We start from the raw sequence: 22,071 nt of genomic DNA, 5'->3' as shown, positions 1-22,071 counted from the left end.
ATCGAGGCGATCTACCCGCGAAGGGGACGGGACGCCGTCGTCCGCGCATTCCTCGCGGCGCACCCCTATGGCGGTCCGCGTTCATGACGTTCCCGGTCGATGTGAGCCTCCCGGCCCCGGAGCGGTACCCGCAGCAGGAGCAGTGGGAGCGACGGGAGCAGCCGGGGCGAGAGAAGCAGCAGGCGCGGCCGGGAGCCGGAGCGCGAAGCACGCGCCTCCCTCCGGCGCGCGCCCTGCGACGAGTTCGCCGCCGAGCCGACCCGCGAGCCGATGGGCGATCGAAAGCCCGAGGCCCGTCCCCACCGGGCGCTCCCCCTGGTAGCGGGCGTGCAGGACGCCGCGGTCGAACGCGCGGGCGAGGTCGTCGTCGCTCAGCCCGGGGCCGCCGTCGCGCACTTCGAGGACGACGGCGCCGTCCTCCGCGCGTCCGACGAGCACCACGGGCGAGCCCTCGGGCACCATCCGCAGCGCGTTCTCGACGAGCCCGTCGACGAGCTGGCGAAGCCGGCGCGCGTCGCTCACGACGGGCAGCGGCCCCACGGCATCGGCACGGACTGCGACGCCCGCGGGCTCCCACACGCCCCGCCAGGCGTCCACGACGACGGGGAGGATCTCGGCGGCGTCGAGGGGCTGGAGGTCCACGCGGAAATCGTCCGCTTCGAGTCGTGCGAGCTCGAGCAGGTCCCTGACGAAATGGTCGAGCCGCTCGGTCTCACTGCTCAGGGTCCGCCCGACGCGCGGCACGTCCTCCCCCGGGATCACGCCGTCGGCGAGCGCCTCGGCGTAGCCCCGCAGGGCCGTGAGCGGTGTGCGGAGCTCGTGCGAGATCGAGAGGAGGAACTCGCGTTGGCGCCCTTCGCTCGTCGCGAGGGAGGCGTCGAGGGCCTTGAGCGCGGCGGAGACCTCGCGCACCTCGGTGGGCCCCCCGCCGTCGACCGCCACGCCTCGCTCACCACCGGCGAGCCGCTGCGCGGCCCGCGAGACCCGGACGAGCGGCTTCGTGACCCAGCGAGCCACGAGCGCCCCGCCGACGACGGCGCACGCGAACCCGAGCGCGAGCGCCCACAGGAGCCGCGTGACGAGCGGCCACGAGGCCTGATTGACGGCCGAGACGGGCTCGGCGAGCACGAGCCCGCCGCCTGCCGGGAGGGGCCGCCCCTCGACGACGACGGGCGTGCCGTTGACCGTCTCGGTCTGCGAGACGGGCTGCCCCGCGAGGACCTTCTTGGCCGCCGCTGCGCTCACGAAGTGCCGCCCGGCGCCCGTGACGTTGCCGTCGGGCGCGACGAGGGCGATCCGCCCGGCATCGCCGACCGCAAGCTCGCGCAGCGACACGAGGTCGGTCACCGAGCCGGACGCGCTGAGCGTCTGCGCCTGTCGCGCGAGGCCGGTGCGCGCCTCGTCGATCGCGACGGCCCGGATGAGCTGTGCCCCGACCAGCCCCGCCACAAGGGTTGCAATCGCGGCGACGGCGGCGATCACGAGCGTGACGCGGGCGTACAGCGATCGCAGCCAGGCCTTCACGACGACCCCGCCGGCGAAACGCTGTAGCCGACGCCGCGCGTCGTCCGCAGGGGACTCGCGTCGCCGAGCTTCGCGCGGAGCTGGGCGACGTGGACGTCGACCGTCCGGCCGCCCGCGTAGTCCGCCTGGCCCCACACCGCGGAGAGGAGCTGCTCGCGGCTGAACACCCGACCCGGCTGGGACATGAGATACGCGAGCAGGTCGAACTCCATGGCCGTGAGCTGCACGGGCCTGCCGTCGGCCTCCGCGGTGCGCCGCCCGAGGTCGAGGCGCACGCGGCCCACGCTCAGCACGCGGGCGGCCTGCGGCCCTGCCGCGCGGCGCAGCACGCTGCGGACCCGCGCCACGAGCTCGCGCGGCGAGAACGGCTTGGTCAGATAGTCGTCCGCGCCGAGTTCGAGGCCGAGGACGCGGTCCACCTCGTCGTCGCGGGCGGTCACGAAGATCACGGGCGTCCAGTCGTCCTCCTCGCGGAGTCGGCGGCAGAGCTCGACGCCGTCGAGGCCCGGGAGCCCGACGTCGAGGACTATCGCGACGGGCCGAAGCTGGCGGACCCGCGAGAGCGCCGCGGCCCCGTCCCGTTCGACGTGCACGCCGAACCCCGCGCGTGCGAGGTACAGCCTTTCGAGATCCGCGATCGCCTGCTCGTCCTCGACCACGAGCACCAGTCCGCGCCCCTCGCCCGAGTTCTCCACGGAACCATTCAAGCGCACGACGGCGGCGCCCGGCCGGGTGCGTGGAGGTTGATCGTGACACTTTACATTCCCCGAACATTGGCCGAACACAGCCCTTGCCCAGCGTTGCGAGCATCAGGACATGGACCGGCGCGAAGACCGGACCGACCACAGGCACACCACGGACGAAAGGACTGGCCATGGAACCGAACATCACGAAGGCAGAGTTGGACACCTCCGCCCGGAGGCGCATCGCTCGCCGTTGGACGGTGGGAGCGGCGTCGACGCTCGCCGCCGTCCTCCTTGCGGGGGGCGGGACCGCCCTTGCCCTCGAAACTCGCGACGCTCAGCCGCAGACGACGGTCGCCGGCGCCTCCGACACGGCGGGCTCCGAGGATTCGCTCGACACGCTGACGTCCCTCGACGATCTGGGGACCGATGTCGGCGCGGGCGGCTCGACCGCCGTCACGACGGGCTCCGCCGTTGTGGCACCCGCCGCGTTCATCGCGCCGGTGGCGTCGACGCCGTCGCCCTCGCCGTCCGCCACGGGGAAGGCTGCGGCCAAGCATCCGGCGCGCGCGTCCCTGAGGCACCTGCTCGCCGTCATCATCCGCGGAGATGGGGACGACGAGAAGTACGGCGACCACTCGCAGACTGCCGCGCGGGAGTTCATCCTCCGCCACTCGGCGGCTTTCCGGCACCTCCCCGAGAAGCTGCGGCAGGACCTCTGGACGCTCGCCGGGGCGACCGAGGACCACGAGGTCGCCGACGCCCACACGATCAAGGACCGGGCCCTCGACGGGAGCTACGGCACCGCGATCAAGAAACTCGCGGAGGCGATCAAGGACATGCCCGCAAAGCCGAAGGCGAACACCCCGGCGCCGGGCGCGACGTCTGGGAGCTGACCCGCCGGTTCGAGCCATCGGCGGAACGCAGACCCGCCGGTTCGAGGCTGCCGCCGAAAGCTGATTCTGCCGAATTCGAGGCTGCCGCCGAACTCAGCTAAGATGGAATCCAGCCCCTCATGTGGCGTCATCCTGCTGAACTCCCCCAGGACCGGAAGGTAGCAAGGGTAGGTGGGCTCTGGCGGGTGCATGAGGGGCCTTTCCGTACCTGTGGATAACTGGGCCCGTCGTGTCGGCGCCGATTGATAGGGTTTCTCTGTGAGTTCTCCGACTGCCCTCTACCGCCGGTATCGGCCGGACACGTTCCAGGACGTGATCGGGCAGGAGCACGTCACGGAGCCGCTCATGACGGCCCTCCGCAAGGACCGCGTCAACCACGCCTACCTCTTCTCGGGCCCGCGCGGGTGCGGCAAGACGACGTCGGCTCGCATCCTTGCGCGCTGCCTCAACTGCGAGAAGGGCCCCACGCCCGAGCCGTGCGGCGTGTGCCCGAGCTGCGTCGAACTTGCGCGCGGCGGGTCCGGTTCGCTCGACGTCATCGAGATCGACGCCGCGAGCCACGGCGGCGTGGACGACGCGCGGGACCTCCGCGAGCGGGCGACGTTCGCGCCCGTGCGCGACCGCTACAAGATCTTCATCATCGACGAGGCCCATATGGTCACGTCAGCGGGCTTCAACGCGCTCCTCAAGATCGTCGAGGAGCCGCCGGAGCACATCAAGTTCATCTTCGCGACGACCGAGCCGGACAAGGTCATCGGCACGATCCGCTCGCGCACCCACCATTACCCGTTCCGCCTCGTCCCGCCCGAGCCGCTCATGGCGTACCTCGAGCAGCTGTGCTCCGCAGAGCACGTGCCGGTTGAGCCGGGCGTGCTGTCTCTTGTCGTGCGCGCGGGCGGCGGCTCCGTGCGCGACTCGCTCTCGGTGCTCGACCAGCTCATGGCCGGCGCGGGGACCGGTGGGATCGACTACGAGCTCGCCGTCGCGCTCCTCGGCTACACGCACGCCGCGCTGCTGGACGACGTCGTCGACGCGGTCGCGGCAGGCGATTCCGGCACGGTATTCCGTGCGGTGGACCGCGTTGTCCAGACCGGGCACGATCCGCGGAGATTCGTCGAGGACCTCCTCGAGCGGTTCCGCGACCTCATCATCGTGCGCGCGCTGCCGGACGCGGCCGAGTCGATCCTGCGCGGGGTGCCCGCGGACCAGCTCGCGCGGATGCGGACCCAGGCGCAGTCGATTGGGGCCGCGGAGCTTTCTCGCGCGGCGGACGTCACGAGCGCTGCCTTCAACGAGATGACCGGCGCGACGTCGCCGCGGCTCCACCTCGAGCTCCTGTGCGCGCGGCTCATGCTTCCCGCAGCCGACGGCGACCACGGCATCGCGGCCCGACTCGACCGCCTCGAACGGCGGCTCGCATTCGAGCACGCGGGGCCGGAATCTGGCACAGCGGCGACCTCGACTCCGGCGACCATGCCTGCCGACGGCCCTGCTGCCTCGGCCCCGGCGACCCCCGGACCCGCGGCGCCGGCAGCCGAGCCAGCCGCGTCGGCCTCCGCGGCTCCTGCGCCCTTGACCGCGGCAACTCCGGCGGCGCGAGTTGCGGCGCCGGCATCCTCAGCGGCGAGGACGCCGGCTCCCGCGACTCCCTCGCCTAGCACGGGCTCACCGGTCCAGGCCGCGGGAGCAGGCCAGGCGCAGCCGGCGGCCGCACCGCGAGAGGCGGCCCCGGAGGCTCCACAACCTGCTCCGATGGGATCGCCCGCGGCGTCTCAGGCTCCGAATAGTCCTGGCGGCGGCTCGGCAGGCGGCGGCACCGGCAGCGTCGAGATGTTCCGCCGCGCGTGGCCCGAGATCCTTGAGAAGCTCACGTCCATCAAGCGCCTCACGTGGATCCTCGTGAGCCAGAACGCCACCATCGCGGGCTTTGACGGCCGCACGCTCACGCTCGCTTTCGCGAACTCGGGCTCGGCCGGTTCGTTCACGCGGGGCGACCACTCGGACAACGTGCGTCGTGCAGTCCAGCAAGTACTCGGCGTCGACGTCCAGATCGATGCGACGACAGGCGGCAACGGCCCGACTCCGGCCGCCGCGAGAGGGGCTGAGCCGGGCCCAAAAGCGCCGGCTGAGCCGCCTCAGAGCCCCCGTACGCCCGAAAACTCCGCCGGCGCCCCTGCCCCCGAGCCGATCGGCCAGCTGGTGGCCCCGTCCGCCGCGGATGTTGCATGGGGTTTGGCCCCCGCGCCTGCTCCCGCCCCGGCCCAAGACGCATCTGAGCAAGCCCGTCCCGCGTTCGACCAGTCCAATCCCCCCTCGACCCAGCACAGCCGCGCGGCTGCCCAGGCAGAGGCCGCGTCCGCACAAGCGGCCGCTACGCCGGCTCGCGCCGAGCAGCCGGTCATCGCACCGCCCGCCAGCTCCGAGCTGGCTGCCCTGGCTCCGGCTCCCGCGTCGCAGGCTCAGGAACCGCGCGTCGCCCCAACCACGTCCGCATCGGGCACCGGCACCGATGACCCCTACGCGGACATCCCCTACGCCGACGACGAGCCGCCGGCCGAGTGGGACGAGCCACTCCCCGAGGATGAGGGCTGGCGTCGACCGTCCTCAAGTGGTCGCACGCCACACCCCGGGCCTGCTGGTGCCCCCGCTGGAGCAGGGTCTCCGCCCCGCGATGCAACGTCGCCGCGAACGGGTCAGTCTCCGTCGTCCGACGAATCACGCGGTTCGCGCAGTCCTGGACAGGGCAAAACCGCCGAGGACCCGTGGTCGTACGCGCGCGAGTCGGCGCCGGGCGTCTGGACAGTCGGAACGGAGTCGAACGTCGGGTCGGGGACGACGGCGGCAGGGCGGCCAGGGGCGTCGCCCGCTGAGGCGCCGTACGCTGAGGCGCCGTCCGCGCGCGAGGTCGCATCGCCGTCGTACGCCCCGGCCGCCGCCCAGCAGCCTTCGGAGTCCGCGCTGGAGGGGCCGGCCGAGGAGCGGCCGTCCCCTCAGGCGCCGGACCACGGCGGCAGACCGCTCAGCATGTACCAGCGCCTCTCGCAGAAGGCAGCGCAGGAACGTGGGAACGACGTCGCGGCACCAAGGCCGCAGAGGCCCGCGCCGAGCCAACCGGTCGTTGAGGACATCCCGAGTGCCGACGATGAGACGGTCGAGGCGTCGGGCGTCTTCGGTCGGGCGGCCGTCGAACGGATCCTCGGAGGGAAGCTCATTGAGGAGCGCGCCCACGATGGCACGGTGATTCCGCCGCGCTGATGCCCGTCCGGCACGCCATCGGGCGCGGCAAGCGGTAGCGTAGTGGGGTGTATGAAGGCGCAGTCCAGGATCTGATCGACGAGCTCGGAAGGCTCCCCGGCATCGGACCAAAATCCGCGCAACGGCTCGCCTTCCACATCCTCGAGGCAGACGCGGACGACATGAAGCGGCTCGTCGCCGCCATCACTACCGTCAAGGAACGCGTCAAGTTCTGCCAGATCTGCGGCAACGTCTCGGAGCAGGAGACGTGCTCGATCTGCCGCGACGCTCGCCGCGATCCGAGTGTCATCTGCGTCGTCGAGGAGTCCAAGGACGTGATCGCGGTGGAGCGCACGCGCGCGTTCCGGGGTCGGTACCACGTGCTCGGCGGGGCCATCAATCCGATCGCGGGAATCGGGCCGGATCAGCTGCGCATCCGCGAGCTGCTCTCGCGGCTCAACGACGACGCCGTCACGGAAATCATCATCGCGACGAACCCGAATCTCGAGGGCGAGGCGACGTCGACGTATCTCGCGCGCATGCTCCAGAGCATCGGCATCAAGGTCACGCGCCTAGCGTCGGGGCTGCCCGTTGGCGGGGACCTCGAATACGCGGACGAGATCACCCTGGGGCGCGCGTTCGAGGGGCGCCGCAGCGCGATCGGCTAGGGCTGATTCGGCGCGAGCCGAGAAGAGCCGCACGATTCGGACTTCGCCTGCCGCTGAAGGGCGGGGCGAAGCCCGAATGCCGAGGCATTTCCGTCGATCACGAATATTCGTCACAATTCGCACGCGCTCATTGCACTTTTGTCACACCTCTCACCGGGGCTCCGGTTTAAATGGAGCTTGCGCATTGACGAATTCAATAGGATACGCGACCATGGGTTGACGGGGACCTTCGCACCAGCGGGGCTCGATCAATCGAGAACACCCCGCACAATGGTTGGGGGACCATGATGAAACTGCGAATTCTAGCGTCAACCTCAATTGCCATTGGCATGCTGCTGTCAATTGCGGTGCAGGCACAGGCAACTGATGACAATCGCTCTACGCGAGCAACGCTCGAGCGAGTCACGAAACACGCCCAAGGCGCCACGACGAAAGTACTGTCAAACGTCGCGCCGATTCCGACGACCGACGGCGGAGCCCAGGCCATAGACGGCACCGCCAACGGAGTGAGAGTCAAGGTTCCGACCAGCGCGATCGACGCCATCTCCCTTGAGTCGAGCACCGGGAAGTCGGTCCGGGTCAAACTGCCCTACGCAAGCAACGCCAAGAAGGCAAAGGTCATCGAGCAGGGCATCGTGTCCTTCGACAACCAGAACGCTTCGAAGACCGTGCCGGTGGTCAAGGATGACGGTTCCGTTCAAGTGACAACCGTGATCAGCGGAGCCACAGCGCCAGCTCGGTACACGTACGAGCTTGCCGTCCCCGACGGTGGAAAGGTCTCCCAGATCGACGGGGGCGTGGTGGTTGTCTTGGACGCCGCGGGTGGGTTCGTAGGCGGCATCGCTCCGGCTTGGGCAAAGGACGCCAACGGAAACGACGTCCCAACCCGCTACGAGATCAGCGGGAATACATTGACTCAGGTTGTCGACCATCTTGCAGCGTCCACGGCCTATCCGGTCGTAGCGGATCCATGGTTCGGCATCGATCTGTGGGGCGAGACTTGGTACAACCGCAGAGGCTGGGAACACGAAGATTGGACAGTCTCGATGCTGTTCAGTGGTTGGGGCTGGACGGTGTATTCAGCCTCCGGAGGCGACATCGTGATGCTAACTGCAGGGTGGTCGGAAATCGCCACAAAGCGGCCCCTTGTCACTTCCAAACCTTCGCTCAAGCATCAGTACGACTGCCACGCGACCTTCGGGCGCGCATGGTGGTGGGCAGGCTTCCATTGGGATCTGGAGCGCTGGCGGTCGAATTATCCTGGATGGCTGGCCACCCTGGCGGCGACTGGTGCAATTGGAACTTCTAGAGCTCGCTGACCAATGAGACGCCCCTTCAAAGTGGCTGCAGTCACTACGCTCATCGTCACCGGTTCTGCGATCGTCGTTGTCGCGCCCAACGCCATAATCACCGCGTTTCTCGACGGCTCCAGGCGGAATCTTAGTCCTAGCAAGTTTGTGGTAGGCCCAGGTGCAACAGCTGACTGGGCCTACTCTGTCGAAGGACTCCACGACGAGACCAAGAATCTCTGCGGTCCCGACAAGATCGATTGCAAGGAAGGCTACCGGGGCGACCGGCTCACACTGCTCCGGTTCGACTCGAAGGACAAGGCGCAAGACTATGCGGCGTCATTGGGCAGCAACGGCTATCAATCGCATTGGCTCGTCGCCGATTTCTCCCACGCCCCGCTGGGGGCGACCGACCGGCTCAGGGTCAAGCGGGTCTTGGATGAAACGTGGGGATCCGAGTCCGACTGAATACCGCGACGAACGGCGTTTCCATCGATCGCAGTGAATAGGAGTCTCGTGAAACGTCCAGATTACGCGACTGCCCTGGGGGACGAGGCCTATCAATCCGATTGGATCGTCGCCGATTTCTCTCAATCACCGCTCGACGACTTCTACCGCCGGATCGTCCGCGACAGTCTCGACCAAACCGGACGGCGATCAGAAGACTGAGGCCACCACCTCGGGCAGGCTCCCCAGAGCACCGTTGAGAACGTGACGGACCGTTACGCGCCCACCGCGGGCAGGAGCATGCTTGGAGGCATGAGCACACCACGCACATCGGTCCCTGTTCTCGACCTCGCCACCGCGAGGGACGCGAACGGCCATTTCACCTCCGACTTCCTCGATGCCCTCCGCGACGCCGCGCACAACGTCGGCTTCTTCCAGGTCACCGGCTACGGTGGGCGGCCCGGACAGGACCGCGAGCTTCTCGACACGGTCGCCGAGTTCTTCCGCCTCCCCCTCGATGATCGCCTCGCCCTCGACAACCGCACGTCCGCCCAGTTCCGCGGCTACACGCGCCTCGGCAAGGAAGTCACACAGGGCCGAGCTGATTCACGCGAGCAGATCGACTACGGACCGGATCGCGCGCCGCTCGAGGAGGTGCCCACAGATCAGCCCTACCTCGGCCTCCAGGGCCACAACCAATGGCCGGCAGGATTCCCGGAGCTCGAGAAGGCCGCCATGGACTGGGCCGAGCTCATGTCCCGTATTGGGGCCGAACTCCTCTCCGCGATCTCCGTGGCGATCGGCCTCCCCGAGAACCATTTCGACGAGGCGTTCGCGAGCACGCCCGCGTGGATGGGCAAGCTCGTGCATTACGTCGGGGGCGGAGTCGTGCCCGAGGCCGGAACCCAGGGCGTCGGTTCTCATGCGGACTACGGCTTCGTGACGCTCCTCCTCCAGGACTCCGTGGGCGGCCTCGAGGTGAAGCCGTACGGGCAGGACGAGTGGATCGACGTTCCTCCGACGCCCGGTGCGCTCGTCGTGAACCTCGGCGAGATGCTCGAGGTCGCGACCGATGGGTACCTCATGGCGACCATCCATCGCGTCACGGCGCCGCCCGCCGGCGTCGACCGCTACTCGGTGCCCTTCTTCTGGTCGCCGCGCCTCGACGCCGTCATCGACAAGGTCGAGCTCCCCGCCGAGCTCGCCGCTGAAGCGCGCGGCGTCTCCGACGACCCGACCAATCCGATGCTCGCCTCCTACGGCCAGAACGTCCTCAAGGGCTGGCTGCGCGCCCACCCCGAGACCGCGCGGCGGCACTACCCGGAGCTCGTCCGCTGACGACGGCGGGCGGCCGGCACGGCTGACGGCGTCACCGCCGGCTCAGGCGACTCGGGTTCCCCGGGCGAGGCGGCGGGCGGGCGTGACGAGCGCCTGCCGCGCTCCCCAGAGCAGACCGCCCGCGAGGAGCAGCTGGAGCCCGAGCCCTAGCGGCCAGAGCGGAGTCCGCTGGACGAGATACGCGGGCTTGGGCTTCCCGTTCGCGCACGGTGTCGTCGCCTCCGGCCCGGCGATGGCAGCCCGTGCCCCTTGGCTCATCGTCTCGATCGCGCCTTGGGGATACGGCACGCTCGACTCGGAGCGGTCGGGGTACGGGATCGCGTCCGCGACAACGAGGAACGGGTTCATCGACAGGATCCACGCGACACGTTCGGTGTGCACGGCGGGCTGGTCGATCAGACTCCCGACGCACGTGTACGACGGCGGCCCCTGCATGGGCGCGGGCGTCACCTTGAGATTGCTCGAGTACCCGGGCGACGGCGCGAGGGAAGGGCCCGTCGACGGCGCAAAGGAGGGCCCCGGCACGGCAGGGTGCGACAGCGTCGCGTACGACGGCGAATTCGCCTCGACGGTCCCGCGGGACAGGGCAACGCCGAAGCCGAAGGCGATGAGGGTCCCGATGCACAGCATGGCGACGACGAGATACGTCACGACGATCGAGAAGAGCGGCCGCCCCGCGAGAGCTGAGAGCGCCGTCCCGATCGCGCTCACGACCCCGAGCTCGACGGCGAGCATGAGCAGCGAGACGGCGATGTAGCCGGGCGAGAGGCCGCCCGCGGCGACGCCGATGATCAGGAAGGGCGATGCTGCGACGAGGAACGCGAGGGCGGCGAACCACGCGGCCACAAGCTTCCCGGCGAGGATCTGCCCGGGGCGCAGAAGCGACGCCTGCAGGATCGCGAGGGTCCCCTGGGCCCGGTCGCCGTTGACGGCGTTGGCCGAGAGCGCCGGCGAGACGACGAGCGCGAAGAACATGACGAACGCGAGCACGGCCTCGAAGATCATGCTCCCGGGGCCGGCGCTGGGAAGCGGTCCCGCGGGCGTGTAGTCGGCGTAGCGACGGCTCACCGCGTGCTGCGCCTCCCACGCGGCCCAGGTCAGCCACGTGACGATGGCGATGAGGGCGAACCAGATCGCGAGCATGATGTACCAGCCGCGCGACCGAAGCCGCTGCTTCGCCTCGAGGACCACGACGTCCCAGGCACCGCGCACCCAGGCACGCACCGCCGTCGCCCGCTCTCCGACCGACCGCGGCCGCCGAGGCGACGGCGCCGCTCCCGGCTCGAGGACTTCGTGCACACCGCTCATCGTTCGTCAGCCCCCAGTCCGAGATAGGTCTCCTCGATGACGCCTCCGGCGGGCGCGAACGCCGTGACCGCGACGCCCCCGGTGACGAGCTCGCGCAGGAGGCGCGCGGCGTCGTCGTCCGTGGCGACCACGAAGCTCAGCCGAGGCCGCCGCCCATCCTCGTCGCCAAACTCGACGCCGAGCTCCCCCAGCAGGGCGCGGGCGCTGCCGAGGTCGAGGGCCTCGAGCGCGTAGCGTCGCCCTCCCGGTGGAGCGTCAACGACTTGGGAGCGAACGGTGCGCCCGCCGCTCACGAACACGACGGCGTCGGCAATCTCATCGAGCTCGCTCAGAATGTGGGAGGAGACGACGACCGTGCAGCCGTCCGCCGCGACCCGACGCAGCGTTCCTCTCAGCTCGACGCGGGACGCCGGGTCGAGGCCGGACGCGGGTTCGTCGAGAAGGAGGGTCGTGGGCCGGTGGATGAGCGCCCGTGCGAGGCTGAGCCGCTGCTGCTGGCCGCGCGAAAGCACGCGCGCGGGCTGATGCGCGAAATCTCCGAGGTGAACGAGGTCGAGCAGTTCACCGGCGCGCTTGGCGGCCTCCTGCCCGCCGAGCCGATAGAAGCGCCCCACCTGGACGAGGATCTCGCGGGCCGTGAGCGACTCCCACACCCCGAGCGTGTCTGGCATCCAGCCCACCCGCCGTCGCACGTCGTCCCGGTCGACGGCGGGGTCGAACCCGTCGATCCGGATCGTTCCGGCGTCGGGAGCCAAGAGGGACGCCAGCATGAGGAGGAGGGTCGTCTTGCCCGCGCCATTCGGTCCAACGAGCGCCGTGACCTGCCCCGCCTGTGCATCGAAATCCATGCCGACGACGGCGTGCACCGCGCCGAAGCTGCGCGCAAGCCCGCGCGATGCGATGCCTCGGACGTCCCCCATGACAGTCACCCCTACTCGTGCGGAGCCGACCCCCGCCGGCTGCCCTGTCAGGACAGCCTAACCGTGACACAGTGCGTCACGTCGAGGGCGTGCCGATAGAATGTTGGGCGAATCTGTCGCGTTCCCTACCTCTTGAGTGAGTGTGCCCCGCATGTCGCTTCCGCCTGTGCTGCCCGCCAAGCAACTCGTCGTCCAGAAGTTCGGCGGTTCCTCCGTCGCGGACGCCGCGGGCATCAAGCGAGTCGCGCAGCGCATCGTGGACTACCGGAAGGCGGGCCACGAGGTCGTCGTCGTCGTCTCGGCCATGGGCGACACGACCGACGAGCTCCTCGACCTCGCCGCGCAGATCACCGAGGACGCCCCCGCTCGCGAGATGGACATGCTCCTCTCAGCCGGCGAGCGCATGTCGATGGCACTCCTCGCGATGGCGATCCACGAACTCGGTCACAAGGCGCAGTCCTTCACCGGCTCGCAGGCCGGCATGATCACGGACGGGACGCACGGCAAGGCGCGCATCATCGACGTCGACCCGCACCGCATCCGCACCTCGCTCGACAAGGGCAACATCGCGATCGTCGCGGGCTTCCAGGGCATGAGCCGCGAGAGCCAGGACGTGACGACGCTCGGCCGCGGCGGCTCGGACACGACGGCGGTGGCGCTCGCCGCCGCGCTCGACGCGGACGTGTGCGAGATCTACACCGACGTCGACGGCGTGTACACGGCCGATCCGCGCGTCGTGCCCTCCGCGAAGAAGATCGAGACGATCTCAAGCGAGGAAATGCTCGAACTCGCCGCGTCCGGCGCGAAGATCCTCCACCTGCGCTGCGTCGAATACGCGCGCCGCTTCGGGGTTCCGCTGCACGTGCGGTCCTCGTTCAGCCACCACGAGGGGACGTGGGTGCTCCCGGCCCCGGAAGACAAGATCACGATCAACGAGGGAGTCGCCTTGGAACAGCCCATCATCTCCGGCGTCGCGCATGACCGCTCCGAGGCCAAGGTCACCGTGGTTGGCGTCCCCGACATCCCGGGCAAGGCTGCCGCGATCTTCCAGGTCATCGCGAAGGCCAACTCGAACATCGACATGATCGTCCAGAACGTCTCGACGTTCGGCCGTGGCAAGACGGACATCTCCTTCACGCTCCCGATCGTCGAGGGCGCGACGGCCCTGCACTCGCTCAAGGCCGCACAGGAGGAGATCGGCTTCGAGGACATCGAGTACAACGCCGAGATTGGCAAGCTCTCGCTCATCGGGGCGGGCATGCGCTCACACCCCGGCGTCTCGGCGACCTTCTTCAAGGCTTTGTCCGACGCGGGCATCAACATCGACATGATCTCGACGTCGGAGATCCGCATCTCGGTCGTGACGCGCGCCGACCTGCTCGACGCCGCCGTCCGTGCGATCCATACGGCGTTCGGCCTCGATGCCGAGATCGAGGCGACGGTCTACGGCGGAACGGGCCGCTGACCTCGCCCCGCGTGCTGGGTCGAGGGGTCTAGGGCTTGTCCTTCCGCACCGCGTAGTGGTGGCCCTCCGAGTCGGTTTCGACCTCGAAGGTGCGCAACTCGTCTTCTGAAGCCTGTTCGTAGGCATCGTGCTTGTGCACGACCGGGGCCTCGATGTCCCCGCGGTCTGGGCTCACGAAGATCTGCGCGGCGCGTTCGGTCACGTGCATGAAGCGGTCCAGGACGGAGCTTCCGTCTCGGTGGCCGTTCTGCTCCGAATGGCCGTTCTGGTCCTCGTTCTCCTTCGGGGCCTCGGACTTCTTCTGCGAATCGGGCATGTCATCACCCCCTTCCCGCTTGGGCCATTTTACGCCCGGGGTGAGCCCGCTCTAGGGGTGAAGCACCCGTATCTCGTGGCGACCGCGCGCCGTCGTCGGTCGCCGTCCGTCGTCGTCCGCTGCCTGTCAGCGCAGGGATTGGTCGCCGGGGTCCTTCGGAACGACGTAGGTGCTGCCGTCGGGGCGCGTGACGGTCTCCCATTGCTGGGCCTCGGCCTCGCGCTGCGCGAGCAGCGCCTTGTTGGCGTCCGTCATCTCGCCCTCGGTCGTTCCGCGGTGCGCGGGGCCGAACACGGCTCGCAGCTTTCCGGTGGCCCGCATGAAGCGCTGCGTGAAGTTCTCCTGGGCCATGTCCCTGCCTTCCTTCGGTTAATCCATAGTACCCTGATTATTAGGGTACTAACTAATGGAGGTTGCGATGAGCGGCAGGGCGGACCTGATGCGAGGCGCCGACGACCTGCTGCTCGAGCACCAGCTCTGCTTCGCACTGGCCGTGGCTAGCCGAAGCGTCATCGCCTCCTACCGGCCTGTGCTCGAACCCCTGGGCCTCACGCATCCGCAGTACCTCGTGATGCTCGCGCTGTGGGAGCGGAGTCCGCGCACCGTCCGCGACGTGAGCGACGCGCTTCTGCTTGAGCCGGCTACGATGACGCCGCTGCTCAAGCGCCTCGAAGAGGCCGGCCTCGTGACGCGGACTCGCCAGCCTGGAAACGAGCGCGCCCTCGACGTCACGCTGACCCAGGCCGGGCGCGCACTGCGCGAGAAGGCGCTCGCCGTGCCCGTGACGATGATGGCAAGGCTCGGCATATCGCGCGGCGACGCCGAGGAACTGCACCGATCGATGATGAAACTCGTCGACGCGGCGCAGGCGAGCCGGGAGGCGGACGCCGCCGAGACCGCGCGCACAAGCGTCGGCTAAACGCATGACCGTCCCTCGGCGGCATAACCGTCCCTTGCGCACGGGATTGAGGGACGGTCATGTGCGTAAGGGACGGTCATGTGCGTGAGGGACGGTCATGTGCGTGAGGGACGGTCATGTGCGTGAGGGACGGTCATGTGCGTGAGGGACGGTCATGTGCGTGAGGGACGGCGCACCGGGTGGGGCGTCAGGATGGATGCGTGCGGATGAGCATCGCCTCCCCTCGGCTCCCGGCCGCAGCACTCGCGGCCGCAGCACTCGCGACCGCAGCACTCGCGTCCGCAGCACTCGCGGCCGCAATGTTGCTCGCGGGATGCGCGGGCGGGGGCGGTTCGGTGCCCGAGTCGCCGACCACGCCGCCCGCAACAGCTTCCGCCCCGCCGGCAACACCCGCCTCTCCCGGGACGCCGACGGCGGAACTCGCCATCGTCGTCGTCCACTCGCCGGGGCAGGCCGAGCAACGGTGGAATCTGCGCTGCGCAGGGGCCACGTCCCTCCCCGAGACGACTCATCCCACGCCCGCGGCGGCGTGCGCGCTCATCGCCGCCCACCGCGAGGTCCTCTTCCCGCCGAGCCCGCCGCCTGATCGGGCGTGCTCGATGCTCTACGGCGGCCCGGACGTCGCGACCGTCACGGGAACGGACGACGGCGCGCCCGTCGCCCGCCGCTTCAGCCGCACGAACGGCTGCGAGGTTGACGACTGGAAGGCTGCCGTCCCGCTCATTGGCCCACCCGGCAACAAGTGGTAACCGGGGATAATGGACTGATGCCCTCGCCCGTTCCGGCCGCTCCCGCCGCAGCCCCTCGCACCGTGCTCCTCGAGCACGAGTGGCTCGCGCGCGCCCGCGCCCACGCCGAGCGGGCGGCCCGATTCGCGGAGCCGTTTGTCGCGCGGCGGAACGCGCGGAAGAAGCACCCCGTCGAAGATTTCCTGTTCACGTATTACACGCTCAAGCCCGGCCAGCTCGGCCGCTGGCATCCCGGCGCGGGGGTTGTGCTCGTCGGGGACGCGGCCGCCGAGCGGCTCGGCTGGAAGTACTACCGGGCCCTCACCGATGGCGAACGTGAGGCCGCGGGCACGCGCGAGGGGAGTCCCGCCGTCGTCCTTGACGCCGAGCGCTACCTCGCCGAGCGCGAGGAGACCGTCCGCTTCTGCGCGGTGATCCTGCGCGGAACGGCCCGGCGGCCCGCGCAATTCGGGTGCTTCGGCCTGCACGAATGGGCCATGGCGTACCGCTCGGAGAAGTTCGGGATCCGGCACGAGTATCTCCCGCTGCGGCTCGGCCCCGAGGGCACGGACCGGGTCATCGAGGAGCACAGGATCCGCTGCACGCACTTCGACGCGTTCCGCTTCTACACGCCGGACGCCGTGCCTCTCAACGAGCTCCAGCTAACGCGCGAGATGCAGCGGCACCTCGAGCAGCCCGGGTGCCTGCACGCGAACATGGACCTCTACAAATGGGCGTACAAGCTCGGGCCCGCCGTGCCGGGCGAGCTGCTCATGGACTGCTTCGAACTCGCGCAGCGGATCCGCGAGATGGACATGCAGGCCTCGCCGTACGACCTCTCCGACTGGGGCTACTCGCCCATCCGCATCGAGACTGCGGCGGGGAAGGCCGAGTATGTCGAGCGACAGCGCGGCTTCGCGGCTGAGGCGGCGGCGCTGCGGGAACGGCTGACGACGGCGATCGCGCCGCTGGCGGCAGCCCTCGGCTAGCGTGGGGTCAGCGTCGGTTTCAGACCGCGTCGAGATAGAACCAGCGCCCGCCCTCACGCACAAAACGGGACGTCTCACGCAGGACTCCGCGCCCGTCGTCGTCCGCATATCTCGCCTCGAATTCGACGACGCCGCGGTCATCGAAGGGGCCTCCCGCCTCGGTGCGGACGACGTCGAGGCGTCGCCACTGCGTTCGACCGTCGAGTTCGAGCACTGCGGGGCGCGTGGACGGATGCCACGTCGCGACGAGGTAGTCCCGGTCCCCCACGGCGAAGGCGCTGTACCGCGAGCGCATGAGCGCTTCGGCCGTCGGAGCCGTCTGGCCCGCGTGGTAGCGGCCGCAGCACGCGCCATAGGTCTCCCCCGTGCCGCACGGGCAGCGCGCGCCAGGATCGAGAGTCATATGGCCAGATTAGCTGCGATTCCTGCGGCCTCGGGGCGCTCCGGTAGAATCGGGTTGCAAGCTCGCGGAGCGCTCACGGCGTAAGACGGGCACTTCTGTGGCTTGCCCACTCACCCCCAAGCACAGGAGCCTGCTCGATGCCCCGGATCGTTGTCGATGTCATGCCGAAGCCCGAGATTCTCGACCCTCAGGGGAAGGCGATCGTCGGGGCGCTGCCGCGGCTCGGTTTCACCGCCTTCAGCAGCGTGCGCCAGGGCAAGCGCTTCGAGCTCACGGTCGACGGCGAAGTCACGGAGGAGATCCTCGAGCAGGCCCGCAACGCCGCCTCGACCATGCTCTCGAACCCCGTCATCGAGGATGTCGTGAACGTGGAAGTCCTCGCCGAGGACGCCGAGGCCGAGTGAGCATGAGCGAGACACCCCTCATCGCGGACCTCGGGGCTCCCGAGAACGCGCCGCTCTCCGACGCCAAGATCGGCGTCGTCACCTTCCCGGGCACGCTCGACGACCGCGACGCCGCCCGCGCGGTGCGCCTCGCCGGCGCGACGCCCGTCCCGCTGTGGCACGCCGACACTGATCCCGCCGCGCTCCGTGGCGTGGACGCCGTCGTCATCCCCGGCGGGTTCTCCTACGGCGACTACCTCCGGGCGGGAGCGATCGCCCGCTTCGCCCCGCTCATGGCGAAGATCGTCGACGCCGCGAACTCGATCGACAAGCTGCCCGTGCTCGGCATCTGCAATGGCTTCCAGATCCTCACGGAAGCGCACCTCCTGCCGGGTTCGATGGTCAAGAACGACCACCTCAAGTTCATCTGCCGCGACCAGACCCTGCGCGTCGAGAACAACCACACGGCCTGGACCAACGAGTACCGCGAGGGCCAGGAGATCACCATCGTCCTCAAGAACCAGGACGGCCAGTACGTGGCGGACGAGAAGACGCTCGACGCCCTTGAGGCCGAGGGACGGGTCGCCTTCCGCTACGTCGGCTGGAACCCGAACGGCTCGCGCCGCGGGATCGCAGGCATCACCAACACGGCGGGCAACGTCGTGGGGCTCATGCCGCACCCCGAGCACGCCGTCGAGCCGGGCTTCGGCCCGCTCGACGCCAACGGAACCTACAGCACCGACGGCCTCGGCTTCTTCGCGTCCGTCCTGAGCACGCTCGTGGGAGAGTCAAAGTGAGCCGCGACATGACAACTGCGCAGAAGTTCAACATCGACACGGTCGAGCACGCCGCGGGGACCCCGGACGTCGAGCTGCCCTGGGCCGAGCTCGGCCTCAAGCAGAACGAGTTCGAGGAGATCCTCAAGCTCCTGAACCGCCGCCCCACCGCGGCCGAGCTCGCGATGTACTCGGTCATGTGGAGCGAGCACTGCTCCTACAAGTCCTCGAAGGTGCACCTCCGCCAGTTCGGCGAAAAGCTCACCGACGAGATGAAGAAGGACATGATGGTGGGCATCGGCGAGAACGCCGGTGTCACCGACCTCGGGGACGGCTGGGCCGTCACGTTCAAGGTCGAGTCCCACAACCACCCCTCGTTCGTCGAGCCGTACCAGGGCGCGGCGACGGGCATCGGCGGCATCGTGCGCGACATCATCTCGATGGGCGCCCGCCCCGTGGCGGTCATGGACCCGCTGCGCTTCGGCGCGATCGACCACCCGGACACGGCCCGCCTCGTGCACGGCATCGTCTCCGGGATCGGCGGCTACGGGAACTCGCTCGGCCTGCCGAACATCGGCGGCGAGGTCGTGTTCGACCCGATCTACCAGGCGAACCCGCTCGTGAACGCGCTCGCCGTCGGCGTCCTGCGCCACGAGGACCTGCGCCTCGCCAACGCCTCGGGCGTGGGCAACCGCGTCGTGCTGTTCGGCGCCCGCACGGGCGGCGACGGGATCGGCGGGGCCTCGGTTCTGGCGTCGGAGTCCTTCGACGACACGAAGCCGTCAAAGCGCCCCGCCGTCCAGGTCGGCGACCCGTTCGCCGAGAAGGTGCTCATCGAGTGCTGCCTCGAGCTCTTCAAGCACTCGCTCGTCGAGGGCATCCAAGACCTCGGCGCCGCCGGCATATCCTGCGCGACGTCGGAGCTCGCCTCTAACGGCGAGGGCGGCATGCGTGTCGAGCTCACGAACGTCCTGCTGCGCGACCCCACCCTGACGCCGGGCGAGATCCTCATGTCCGAGTCGCAGGAACGCATGATGGCGGTCGTCACGCCGGAGCACGTGGCCGAGTTCGAGAAGGTCATGGAGAAGTGGAACGTCGAGTTCTCGTGGCTCGGCGAGGTCACGGACTCGGGCCGGCTCGTGATCACGTGGGACGGCGAGACGATCGTCGACGTGGACCCCCGCACGGTGGCCCACGAGGGCCCGGTCTACAACCGTCCGTTCAAGCGGCCTGAGTGGCTCGACGGCGTCCAGGCCGATACGTTCCGGACCTCCGCCGCGGGCAAGGCGCTTCCGGAGAGCGGCGACGAACTCAAGGCCGCCGTCCTCGAGCTCATGGCCTCCCCCAACATGTGCGACAAGTCGTGGGTCACGAAGCAGTATGACCACTACGTGGGCGGCAACACGGCCCTCGCCTCCCCCGACGACGCGGGCGTGATCCGCGTCGACGAGGAGACCGGCCTCGGCGTCGCGATCTCGACCGACGCGAACGGCCGCTACGCCTACCTCGACCCGTACACGGGTGCGCAGCTCGCCCTTGCGGAGTCGTACCGCAACGTCGCGACCTCTGGCGCCGTGCCGATGGCCGTGACCGACTGCCTCAACTTCGGCTCCCCCGAGGACCCCGAGGTCATGTGGCAGTTCGCCGAGGCCGTGCGCGGCCTGGCGGACGCGTGCCAGACACTCGGCATCCCGGTGACCGGCGGCAACGTCTCGCTCTACAACCAGACGGGCACGACGGCGATCCACCCCACCCCGGTGGTCGGCGTCCTGGGCAAGTTCGACGACGTCGCTCGCCGCACGCCGTCGGGCTGGCAGCAGAACGCGGACGGCCAGGCAATCTACCTCCTCGGCACCACGCGCGATGAGCTCGACGGCTCGGAGTTCGCGAACCTGCGCGGGCACCTCGGCGGCCTCCCGCCGAAGCTCGACCTCGAGGCGGAGAAGACGCTCGGCGCAATCCTCATCAACGCCTCGCGCGACGGGATGATCGACTCCGCGCACGACCTCTCCGAGGGTGGCCTCGCCGCGGCACTGTCCGAGATGGTGCTGCGCTTCGGCGTCGGCGCGCGCGTGGCGCTCGATGACCTGTGCGCGCGCGACGGCGTGGACGCGTTCACGGCGCTGTTCTCGGAGTCGCAGGCGCGCGCCGTCGTCGCCGTCCCGCGCTCCGAGGAGGTGCGGTTCAACGACATGGCCGCCGCCCGCCAGTTCCCGGTGGTGCGCCTCGGCGTCGTCGACGTCCTCGCGACCTCGCTTGAGGTCCAGGGCCTGTTCGACCTCCCGATCGCCGAACTCCGCGAGGCGCACGAGGGGACGCTGCCGAAGTACTTCGGCTGACAGATTCCCCGCCCACAGCATCGACTGCTCCGTAAATGTCGTTTTGAGCGCTCAGAACGACAGTTACGGAGCAGTCGTTTTGCGACCAGGGCGCCAGCCCGCTTGAATGAGGGCCGTGCGCACCTTCGCGACGGCCGCCTTCGCGTCGTTGATCATGTGCCGCTTCGAGATCCGCACCTCGGACCATCGGACGTCGGCATAACGCTCGGACCTCGAGATATCTCGCATCACCTGATCCTGTTCGCTATGGTGCGCGCCCTCATACTCGACGCCCACGCGGTACGCGACAAAAGCGATGTCCGGCTTCGGGCCGGGACGGCCGTCCCGACCAAGGATCTGAACGTTGAGCTGCGGCGCGGGGAGGCCTGCCCGCACAAGCTCAAGACGCAATTGCGTCTCTTGGGGCGAGTCCGAGCCAACGCGGATGAGCCCAAGAGCGAGCCGCGCCTTCCGGATCCCGCGCTTGCCGTTGTGCCGGTCCACGATCCGGCGGAGATCATCGATGGAGCAATATGGCTCGCCCCGGCCCTCGAGCTCGGGATATGGAAACCGCACGCACGCATCCCCCACGGCCACGAGCTCGTCGATGGTCAATCTCTCCGCTAGGTCCAGCCACGTCCGGGCGGGGGTGGTGACAGGGACCTCATGCCTGAACGTCACCTCGTCGTCAAACAGCTTCGCCCGGTGGACGACGACGTGGGCCCGCTTGAGCTGAGCGGCGCCTTCGGGGCGAATTACGTGATATGCCTCGGGCTCGCCCTGCCGCTTCCGGCGCGTCGGCAATCCGTGGATCTCGGCCGCCGTCGCATGCGACGCAGCACACCGTTCGTTGACCTCTAGGAACGGTCGGATCCTCACGATCAACGGGAGCCGCGCCGTCGTGCTCTGAAGCCGAATCCCGCGCCCAAGGGTCTGCAAGGACCGGTGGCGGAGACGTCGCTTCGACACTCCAGAGGCCACAGCCTCGACAACGGTGAACGGTCGGTCCCGCAGATGTCCTGGGAGGCGTCGAGGAGTCTTCATGACTCCATCCGAGCAGATTCCCGGAGGGGCTGCAGGGAGTTATCCACAGCCACCAAGCGACTGCTCCGTAACTGTCGTTATGAGGTTTCAAAACGACAGTTACGGAGCAGTCGATGAAACGGGAGCTAGTCGTCGCTGCGGAGCTCGCGGCGACGCGCGCTCAGGAGCTCGAGCTCGGGGCGTCCGGCGAGGAACCGCTCGACGGCGTCAAGCACCTCGACAGCGTGCGCCCGGTCGGCCGAGACGAGCACGGCACCGAGCTCTGCGCGGCGGTGCAGGTCCTGGGCTCCGACCTCGGCCGCCGAGACGTCGAACCGCCGCCGCAGCTCGCCGACGAGCGGACGGACAATCGCACGCTTCTCCTTGAGCGAGTGCACGTCCCCGAGCAGAAGGTCCACCTCGATCCACGCGATCCACATGGGG

The 22,071-nt window shown here is 69.2% G+C and carries 24 protein-coding genes and 1 other RNA gene; 16 read left to right on the top strand and 9 right to left on the bottom strand.

What is annotated here, in order from left to right; translation table 11 throughout:
• Nucleotides 1–81 precede the first annotated feature (81 nt).
• Together RBS12_RS11550 and RBS12_RS11545 are read right to left on the bottom strand one after the other, a co-directional pair.
• Nucleotides 82–1,524 carry a HAMP domain-containing sensor histidine kinase gene (locus RBS12_RS11550; protein ID WP_307966254.1) on the bottom strand — a complete coding sequence of 481 codons (1,443 nt, stop codon included), beginning with the start codon at nucleotides 1,522–1,524 and terminating at the stop codon, nucleotides 82–84.
• Nucleotides 1,521–2,219, bottom strand: coding sequence for a response regulator transcription factor (locus tag RBS12_RS11545; protein ID WP_307966253.1), 699 nt, complete (start codon nucleotides 2,217–2,219; stop codon nucleotides 1,521–1,523). The genes RBS12_RS11550 and RBS12_RS11545 overlap by 4 nt, the downstream gene beginning before the upstream one ends.
• Nucleotides 2,220–2,398: 179 nt before the next feature.
• Here RBS12_RS11545 and RBS12_RS11540 point away from each other — a divergent pair, with 179 nt between their 5' ends.
• The 8 genes from RBS12_RS11540 (at nucleotide 2,399) to RBS12_RS11505 (ending at nucleotide 10,079) form a co-directional block, all read left to right on the top strand.
• Complete coding sequence (locus RBS12_RS11540) at nucleotides 2,399–3,103, top strand: hypothetical protein (RefSeq protein ID WP_307966252.1); 705 nt, start codon at nucleotides 2,399–2,401, stop codon at nucleotides 3,101–3,103.
• Between the two features lie 108 nt (nucleotides 3,104–3,211).
• Nucleotides 3,212–3,308, top strand: an RNA gene (ffs, locus tag RBS12_RS11535) — signal recognition particle sRNA small type.
• 53 nt (nucleotides 3,309–3,361) lie between these two features.
• A complete protein-coding gene (locus RBS12_RS11530; protein ID WP_307966251.1) occupies nucleotides 3,362–6,358 on the top strand; it encodes a DNA polymerase III subunit gamma and tau in 2,997 nt (998 codons plus the stop codon).
• A 47-nt stretch (nucleotides 6,359–6,405) separates the two neighbouring features.
• Nucleotides 6,406–7,005, top strand: a complete 600-nt coding sequence (gene recR, locus RBS12_RS11525) for a recombination mediator RecR (RefSeq protein ID WP_307966250.1) — start codon at nucleotides 6,406–6,408, stop codon at nucleotides 7,003–7,005.
• 284 nt (nucleotides 7,006–7,289) lie between these two features.
• Entirely contained in the window at nucleotides 7,290–8,324 is a 1,035-nt protein-coding gene (locus tag RBS12_RS11520) for a hypothetical protein (protein ID WP_307966249.1), read from the top strand.
• A 21-nt stretch (nucleotides 8,325–8,345) separates the two neighbouring features.
• Entirely contained in the window at nucleotides 8,346–8,762 is a 417-nt protein-coding gene (locus RBS12_RS11515) for a hypothetical protein (protein WP_307966248.1), read from the top strand.
• 48 nt (nucleotides 8,763–8,810) lie between these two features.
• Entirely contained in the window at nucleotides 8,811–8,963 is a 153-nt protein-coding gene (locus RBS12_RS11510) for a hypothetical protein (RefSeq protein WP_307966247.1), read from the top strand.
• A 90-nt stretch (nucleotides 8,964–9,053) separates the two neighbouring features.
• The gene (locus RBS12_RS11505; protein ID WP_307966246.1) at nucleotides 9,054–10,079 is read left to right on the top strand and encodes a 2-oxoglutarate and iron-dependent oxygenase domain-containing protein; all 1,026 of its coding nucleotides are present in this window, start codon (nucleotides 9,054–9,056) and stop codon (nucleotides 10,077–10,079) included.
• A 42-nt stretch (nucleotides 10,080–10,121) separates the two neighbouring features.
• Here RBS12_RS11505 and RBS12_RS11500 read toward each other — a convergent pair whose 3' ends face one another.
• Both RBS12_RS11500 and RBS12_RS11495 read right to left on the bottom strand, forming a co-directional pair.
• Nucleotides 10,122–11,378: an ABC transporter permease gene (locus tag RBS12_RS11500; protein WP_307966245.1), complete on the bottom strand. Its 1,257-nt coding sequence runs from the start codon at nucleotides 11,376–11,378 to the stop codon at nucleotides 10,122–10,124.
• Nucleotides 11,379–11,383: 5 nt separating this feature from the next.
• Complete coding sequence (locus RBS12_RS11495) at nucleotides 11,384–12,307, bottom strand: ABC transporter ATP-binding protein (protein ID WP_307966244.1); 924 nt, start codon at nucleotides 12,305–12,307, stop codon at nucleotides 11,384–11,386.
• 151 nt (nucleotides 12,308–12,458) lie between these two features.
• Between RBS12_RS11495 and RBS12_RS11490 the strand changes: the two genes are divergently transcribed.
• The gene (locus RBS12_RS11490; RefSeq protein ID WP_307966243.1) at nucleotides 12,459–13,772 is read left to right on the top strand and encodes an aspartate kinase; all 1,314 of its coding nucleotides are present in this window, start codon (nucleotides 12,459–12,461) and stop codon (nucleotides 13,770–13,772) included.
• A gap of 28 nt (nucleotides 13,773–13,800) precedes the next feature.
• Here RBS12_RS11490 and RBS12_RS20235 read toward each other — a convergent pair whose 3' ends face one another.
• Both RBS12_RS20235 and RBS12_RS11480 read right to left on the bottom strand, forming a co-directional pair.
• Entirely contained in the window at nucleotides 13,801–14,088 is a 288-nt protein-coding gene (locus tag RBS12_RS20235; protein ID WP_373886510.1) for a hypothetical protein, read from the bottom strand.
• Nucleotides 14,089–14,214: 126 nt separating this feature from the next.
• On the bottom strand, nucleotides 14,215–14,439 hold the full coding sequence (locus tag RBS12_RS11480) for a hypothetical protein (protein WP_307966242.1): 225 nt from the start codon (nucleotides 14,437–14,439) through the stop codon (nucleotides 14,215–14,217).
• 67 nt (nucleotides 14,440–14,506) lie between these two features.
• Here RBS12_RS11480 and RBS12_RS11475 point away from each other — a divergent pair, with 67 nt between their 5' ends.
• From RBS12_RS11475 to RBS12_RS11465, 3 genes are all read left to right on the top strand, one after another.
• Nucleotides 14,507–15,007: a MarR family transcriptional regulator gene (locus RBS12_RS11475; protein ID WP_307966241.1), complete on the top strand. Its 501-nt coding sequence runs from the start codon at nucleotides 14,507–14,509 to the stop codon at nucleotides 15,005–15,007.
• 206 nt (nucleotides 15,008–15,213) lie between these two features.
• Nucleotides 15,214–15,756 (top strand): serine protease inhibitor, encoded by a 543-nt coding sequence (locus tag RBS12_RS11470; protein ID WP_307966240.1) that lies wholly within the window; start codon nucleotides 15,214–15,216, stop codon nucleotides 15,754–15,756.
• A gap of 17 nt (nucleotides 15,757–15,773) precedes the next feature.
• Complete coding sequence (locus tag RBS12_RS11465) at nucleotides 15,774–16,724, top strand: 3-methyladenine DNA glycosylase (protein WP_307966239.1); 951 nt, start codon at nucleotides 15,774–15,776, stop codon at nucleotides 16,722–16,724.
• 19 nt (nucleotides 16,725–16,743) lie between these two features.
• On the opposite strand, the gene RBS12_RS11460 is transcribed toward RBS12_RS11465, so the two are convergent.
• Nucleotides 16,744–17,127, bottom strand: a complete 384-nt coding sequence (locus tag RBS12_RS11460) for a YchJ family protein (RefSeq protein ID WP_307966238.1) — start codon at nucleotides 17,125–17,127, stop codon at nucleotides 16,744–16,746.
• 137 nt (nucleotides 17,128–17,264) lie between these two features.
• Between RBS12_RS11460 and purS the strand changes: the two genes are divergently transcribed.
• Genes purS through purL form a run of 3 tightly spaced genes read left to right on the top strand, consistent with a single transcriptional unit; the run spans nucleotide 17,265 to nucleotide 20,625 of the window.
• On the top strand, nucleotides 17,265–17,531 hold the full coding sequence (gene purS, locus RBS12_RS11455; protein WP_307966237.1) for a phosphoribosylformylglycinamidine synthase subunit PurS: 267 nt from the start codon (nucleotides 17,265–17,267) through the stop codon (nucleotides 17,529–17,531).
• Between the two features lie 2 nt (nucleotides 17,532–17,533).
• Nucleotides 17,534–18,307 (top strand): phosphoribosylformylglycinamidine synthase subunit PurQ, encoded by a 774-nt coding sequence (gene purQ, locus RBS12_RS11450; RefSeq protein WP_307966236.1) that lies wholly within the window; start codon nucleotides 17,534–17,536, stop codon nucleotides 18,305–18,307.
• Between the two features lie 8 nt (nucleotides 18,308–18,315).
• Nucleotides 18,316–20,625, top strand: a complete 2,310-nt coding sequence (gene purL, locus RBS12_RS11445) for a phosphoribosylformylglycinamidine synthase subunit PurL (protein ID WP_307966235.1) — start codon at nucleotides 18,316–18,318, stop codon at nucleotides 20,623–20,625.
• A 63-nt stretch (nucleotides 20,626–20,688) separates the two neighbouring features.
• Here the strand turns inward: purL and RBS12_RS11440 are convergent, their stop codons facing one another.
• Nucleotides 20,689–21,219 (bottom strand): hypothetical protein, encoded by a 531-nt coding sequence (locus RBS12_RS11440; protein WP_307966234.1) that lies wholly within the window; start codon nucleotides 21,217–21,219, stop codon nucleotides 20,689–20,691.
• A 51-nt stretch (nucleotides 21,220–21,270) separates the two neighbouring features.
• Between RBS12_RS11440 and RBS12_RS11435 the strand changes: the two genes are divergently transcribed.
• Nucleotides 21,271–21,465 carry a hypothetical protein gene (locus RBS12_RS11435; RefSeq protein ID WP_307966233.1) on the top strand — a complete coding sequence of 65 codons (195 nt, stop codon included), beginning with the start codon at nucleotides 21,271–21,273 and terminating at the stop codon, nucleotides 21,463–21,465.
• A gap of 308 nt (nucleotides 21,466–21,773) precedes the next feature.
• On the opposite strand, the gene RBS12_RS11430 is transcribed toward RBS12_RS11435, so the two are convergent.
• Nucleotides 21,774–22,067 carry a DUF503 domain-containing protein gene (locus tag RBS12_RS11430; protein ID WP_307966232.1) on the bottom strand — a complete coding sequence of 98 codons (294 nt, stop codon included), beginning with the start codon at nucleotides 22,065–22,067 and terminating at the stop codon, nucleotides 21,774–21,776.
• Nucleotides 22,068–22,071 lie beyond the last annotated feature (4 nt).

This window comes from Sinomonas sp. ASV322 (genome assembly GCF_030908245.1).
Taxonomy (GTDB): domain Bacteria; phylum Actinomycetota; class Actinomycetes; order Actinomycetales; family Micrococcaceae; genus Sinomonas.
Note: the sequence above shows the minus strand (reverse complement) of the source record. Positions and strands in the feature narration are given on the sequence as shown.

Excerpts from the sequence above, each read along its gene's own strand:
- RBS12_RS11540 (WP_307966252.1), top strand. The coding sequence starts at position 2,399 with ATGGAACCGAACATCACGAAGGCAGAGTTGGACACCTCCGCCCGGAGG.
- RBS12_RS11520 (WP_307966249.1), top strand. The coding sequence starts at position 7,290 with ATGATGAAACTGCGAATTCTAGCGTCAACCTCAATTGCCATTGGCATG.
- RBS12_RS11505 (WP_307966246.1), top strand. The coding sequence starts at position 9,054 with ATGAGCACACCACGCACATCGGTCCCTGTTCTCGACCTCGCCACCGCG.
- RBS12_RS11495 (WP_307966244.1), bottom strand. The coding sequence starts at position 12,307 with ATGGGGGACGTCCGAGGCATCGCATCGCGCGGGCTTGCGCGCAGCTTC.
- RBS12_RS11490 (WP_307966243.1), top strand. The coding sequence starts at position 12,459 with ATGTCGCTTCCGCCTGTGCTGCCCGCCAAGCAACTCGTCGTCCAGAAG.
- RBS12_RS20235 (WP_373886510.1), bottom strand. The coding sequence starts at position 14,088 with ATGCCCGATTCGCAGAAGAAGTCCGAGGCCCCGAAGGAGAACGAGGAC.
- RBS12_RS11480 (WP_307966242.1), bottom strand. The coding sequence starts at position 14,439 with ATGGCCCAGGAGAACTTCACGCAGCGCTTCATGCGGGCCACCGGAAAG.
- RBS12_RS11475 (WP_307966241.1), top strand. The coding sequence starts at position 14,507 with ATGAGCGGCAGGGCGGACCTGATGCGAGGCGCCGACGACCTGCTGCTC.
- RBS12_RS11470 (WP_307966240.1), top strand. The coding sequence starts at position 15,214 with ATGAGCATCGCCTCCCCTCGGCTCCCGGCCGCAGCACTCGCGGCCGCA.
- RBS12_RS11465 (WP_307966239.1), top strand. The coding sequence starts at position 15,774 with ATGCCCTCGCCCGTTCCGGCCGCTCCCGCCGCAGCCCCTCGCACCGTG.
- RBS12_RS11460 (WP_307966238.1), bottom strand. The coding sequence starts at position 17,127 with ATGACTCTCGATCCTGGCGCGCGCTGCCCGTGCGGCACGGGGGAGACC.
- purS (WP_307966237.1), top strand. The coding sequence starts at position 17,265 with ATGCCCCGGATCGTTGTCGATGTCATGCCGAAGCCCGAGATTCTCGAC.
- purQ (WP_307966236.1), top strand. The coding sequence starts at position 17,534 with ATGAGCGAGACACCCCTCATCGCGGACCTCGGGGCTCCCGAGAACGCG.
- purL (WP_307966235.1), top strand. The coding sequence starts at position 18,316 with ATGACAACTGCGCAGAAGTTCAACATCGACACGGTCGAGCACGCCGCG.
- RBS12_RS11435 (WP_307966233.1), top strand. The coding sequence starts at position 21,271 with ATGCCTGAACGTCACCTCGTCGTCAAACAGCTTCGCCCGGTGGACGAC.
- RBS12_RS11430 (WP_307966232.1), bottom strand. The coding sequence starts at position 22,067 with ATGTGGATCGCGTGGATCGAGGTGGACCTTCTGCTCGGGGACGTGCAC.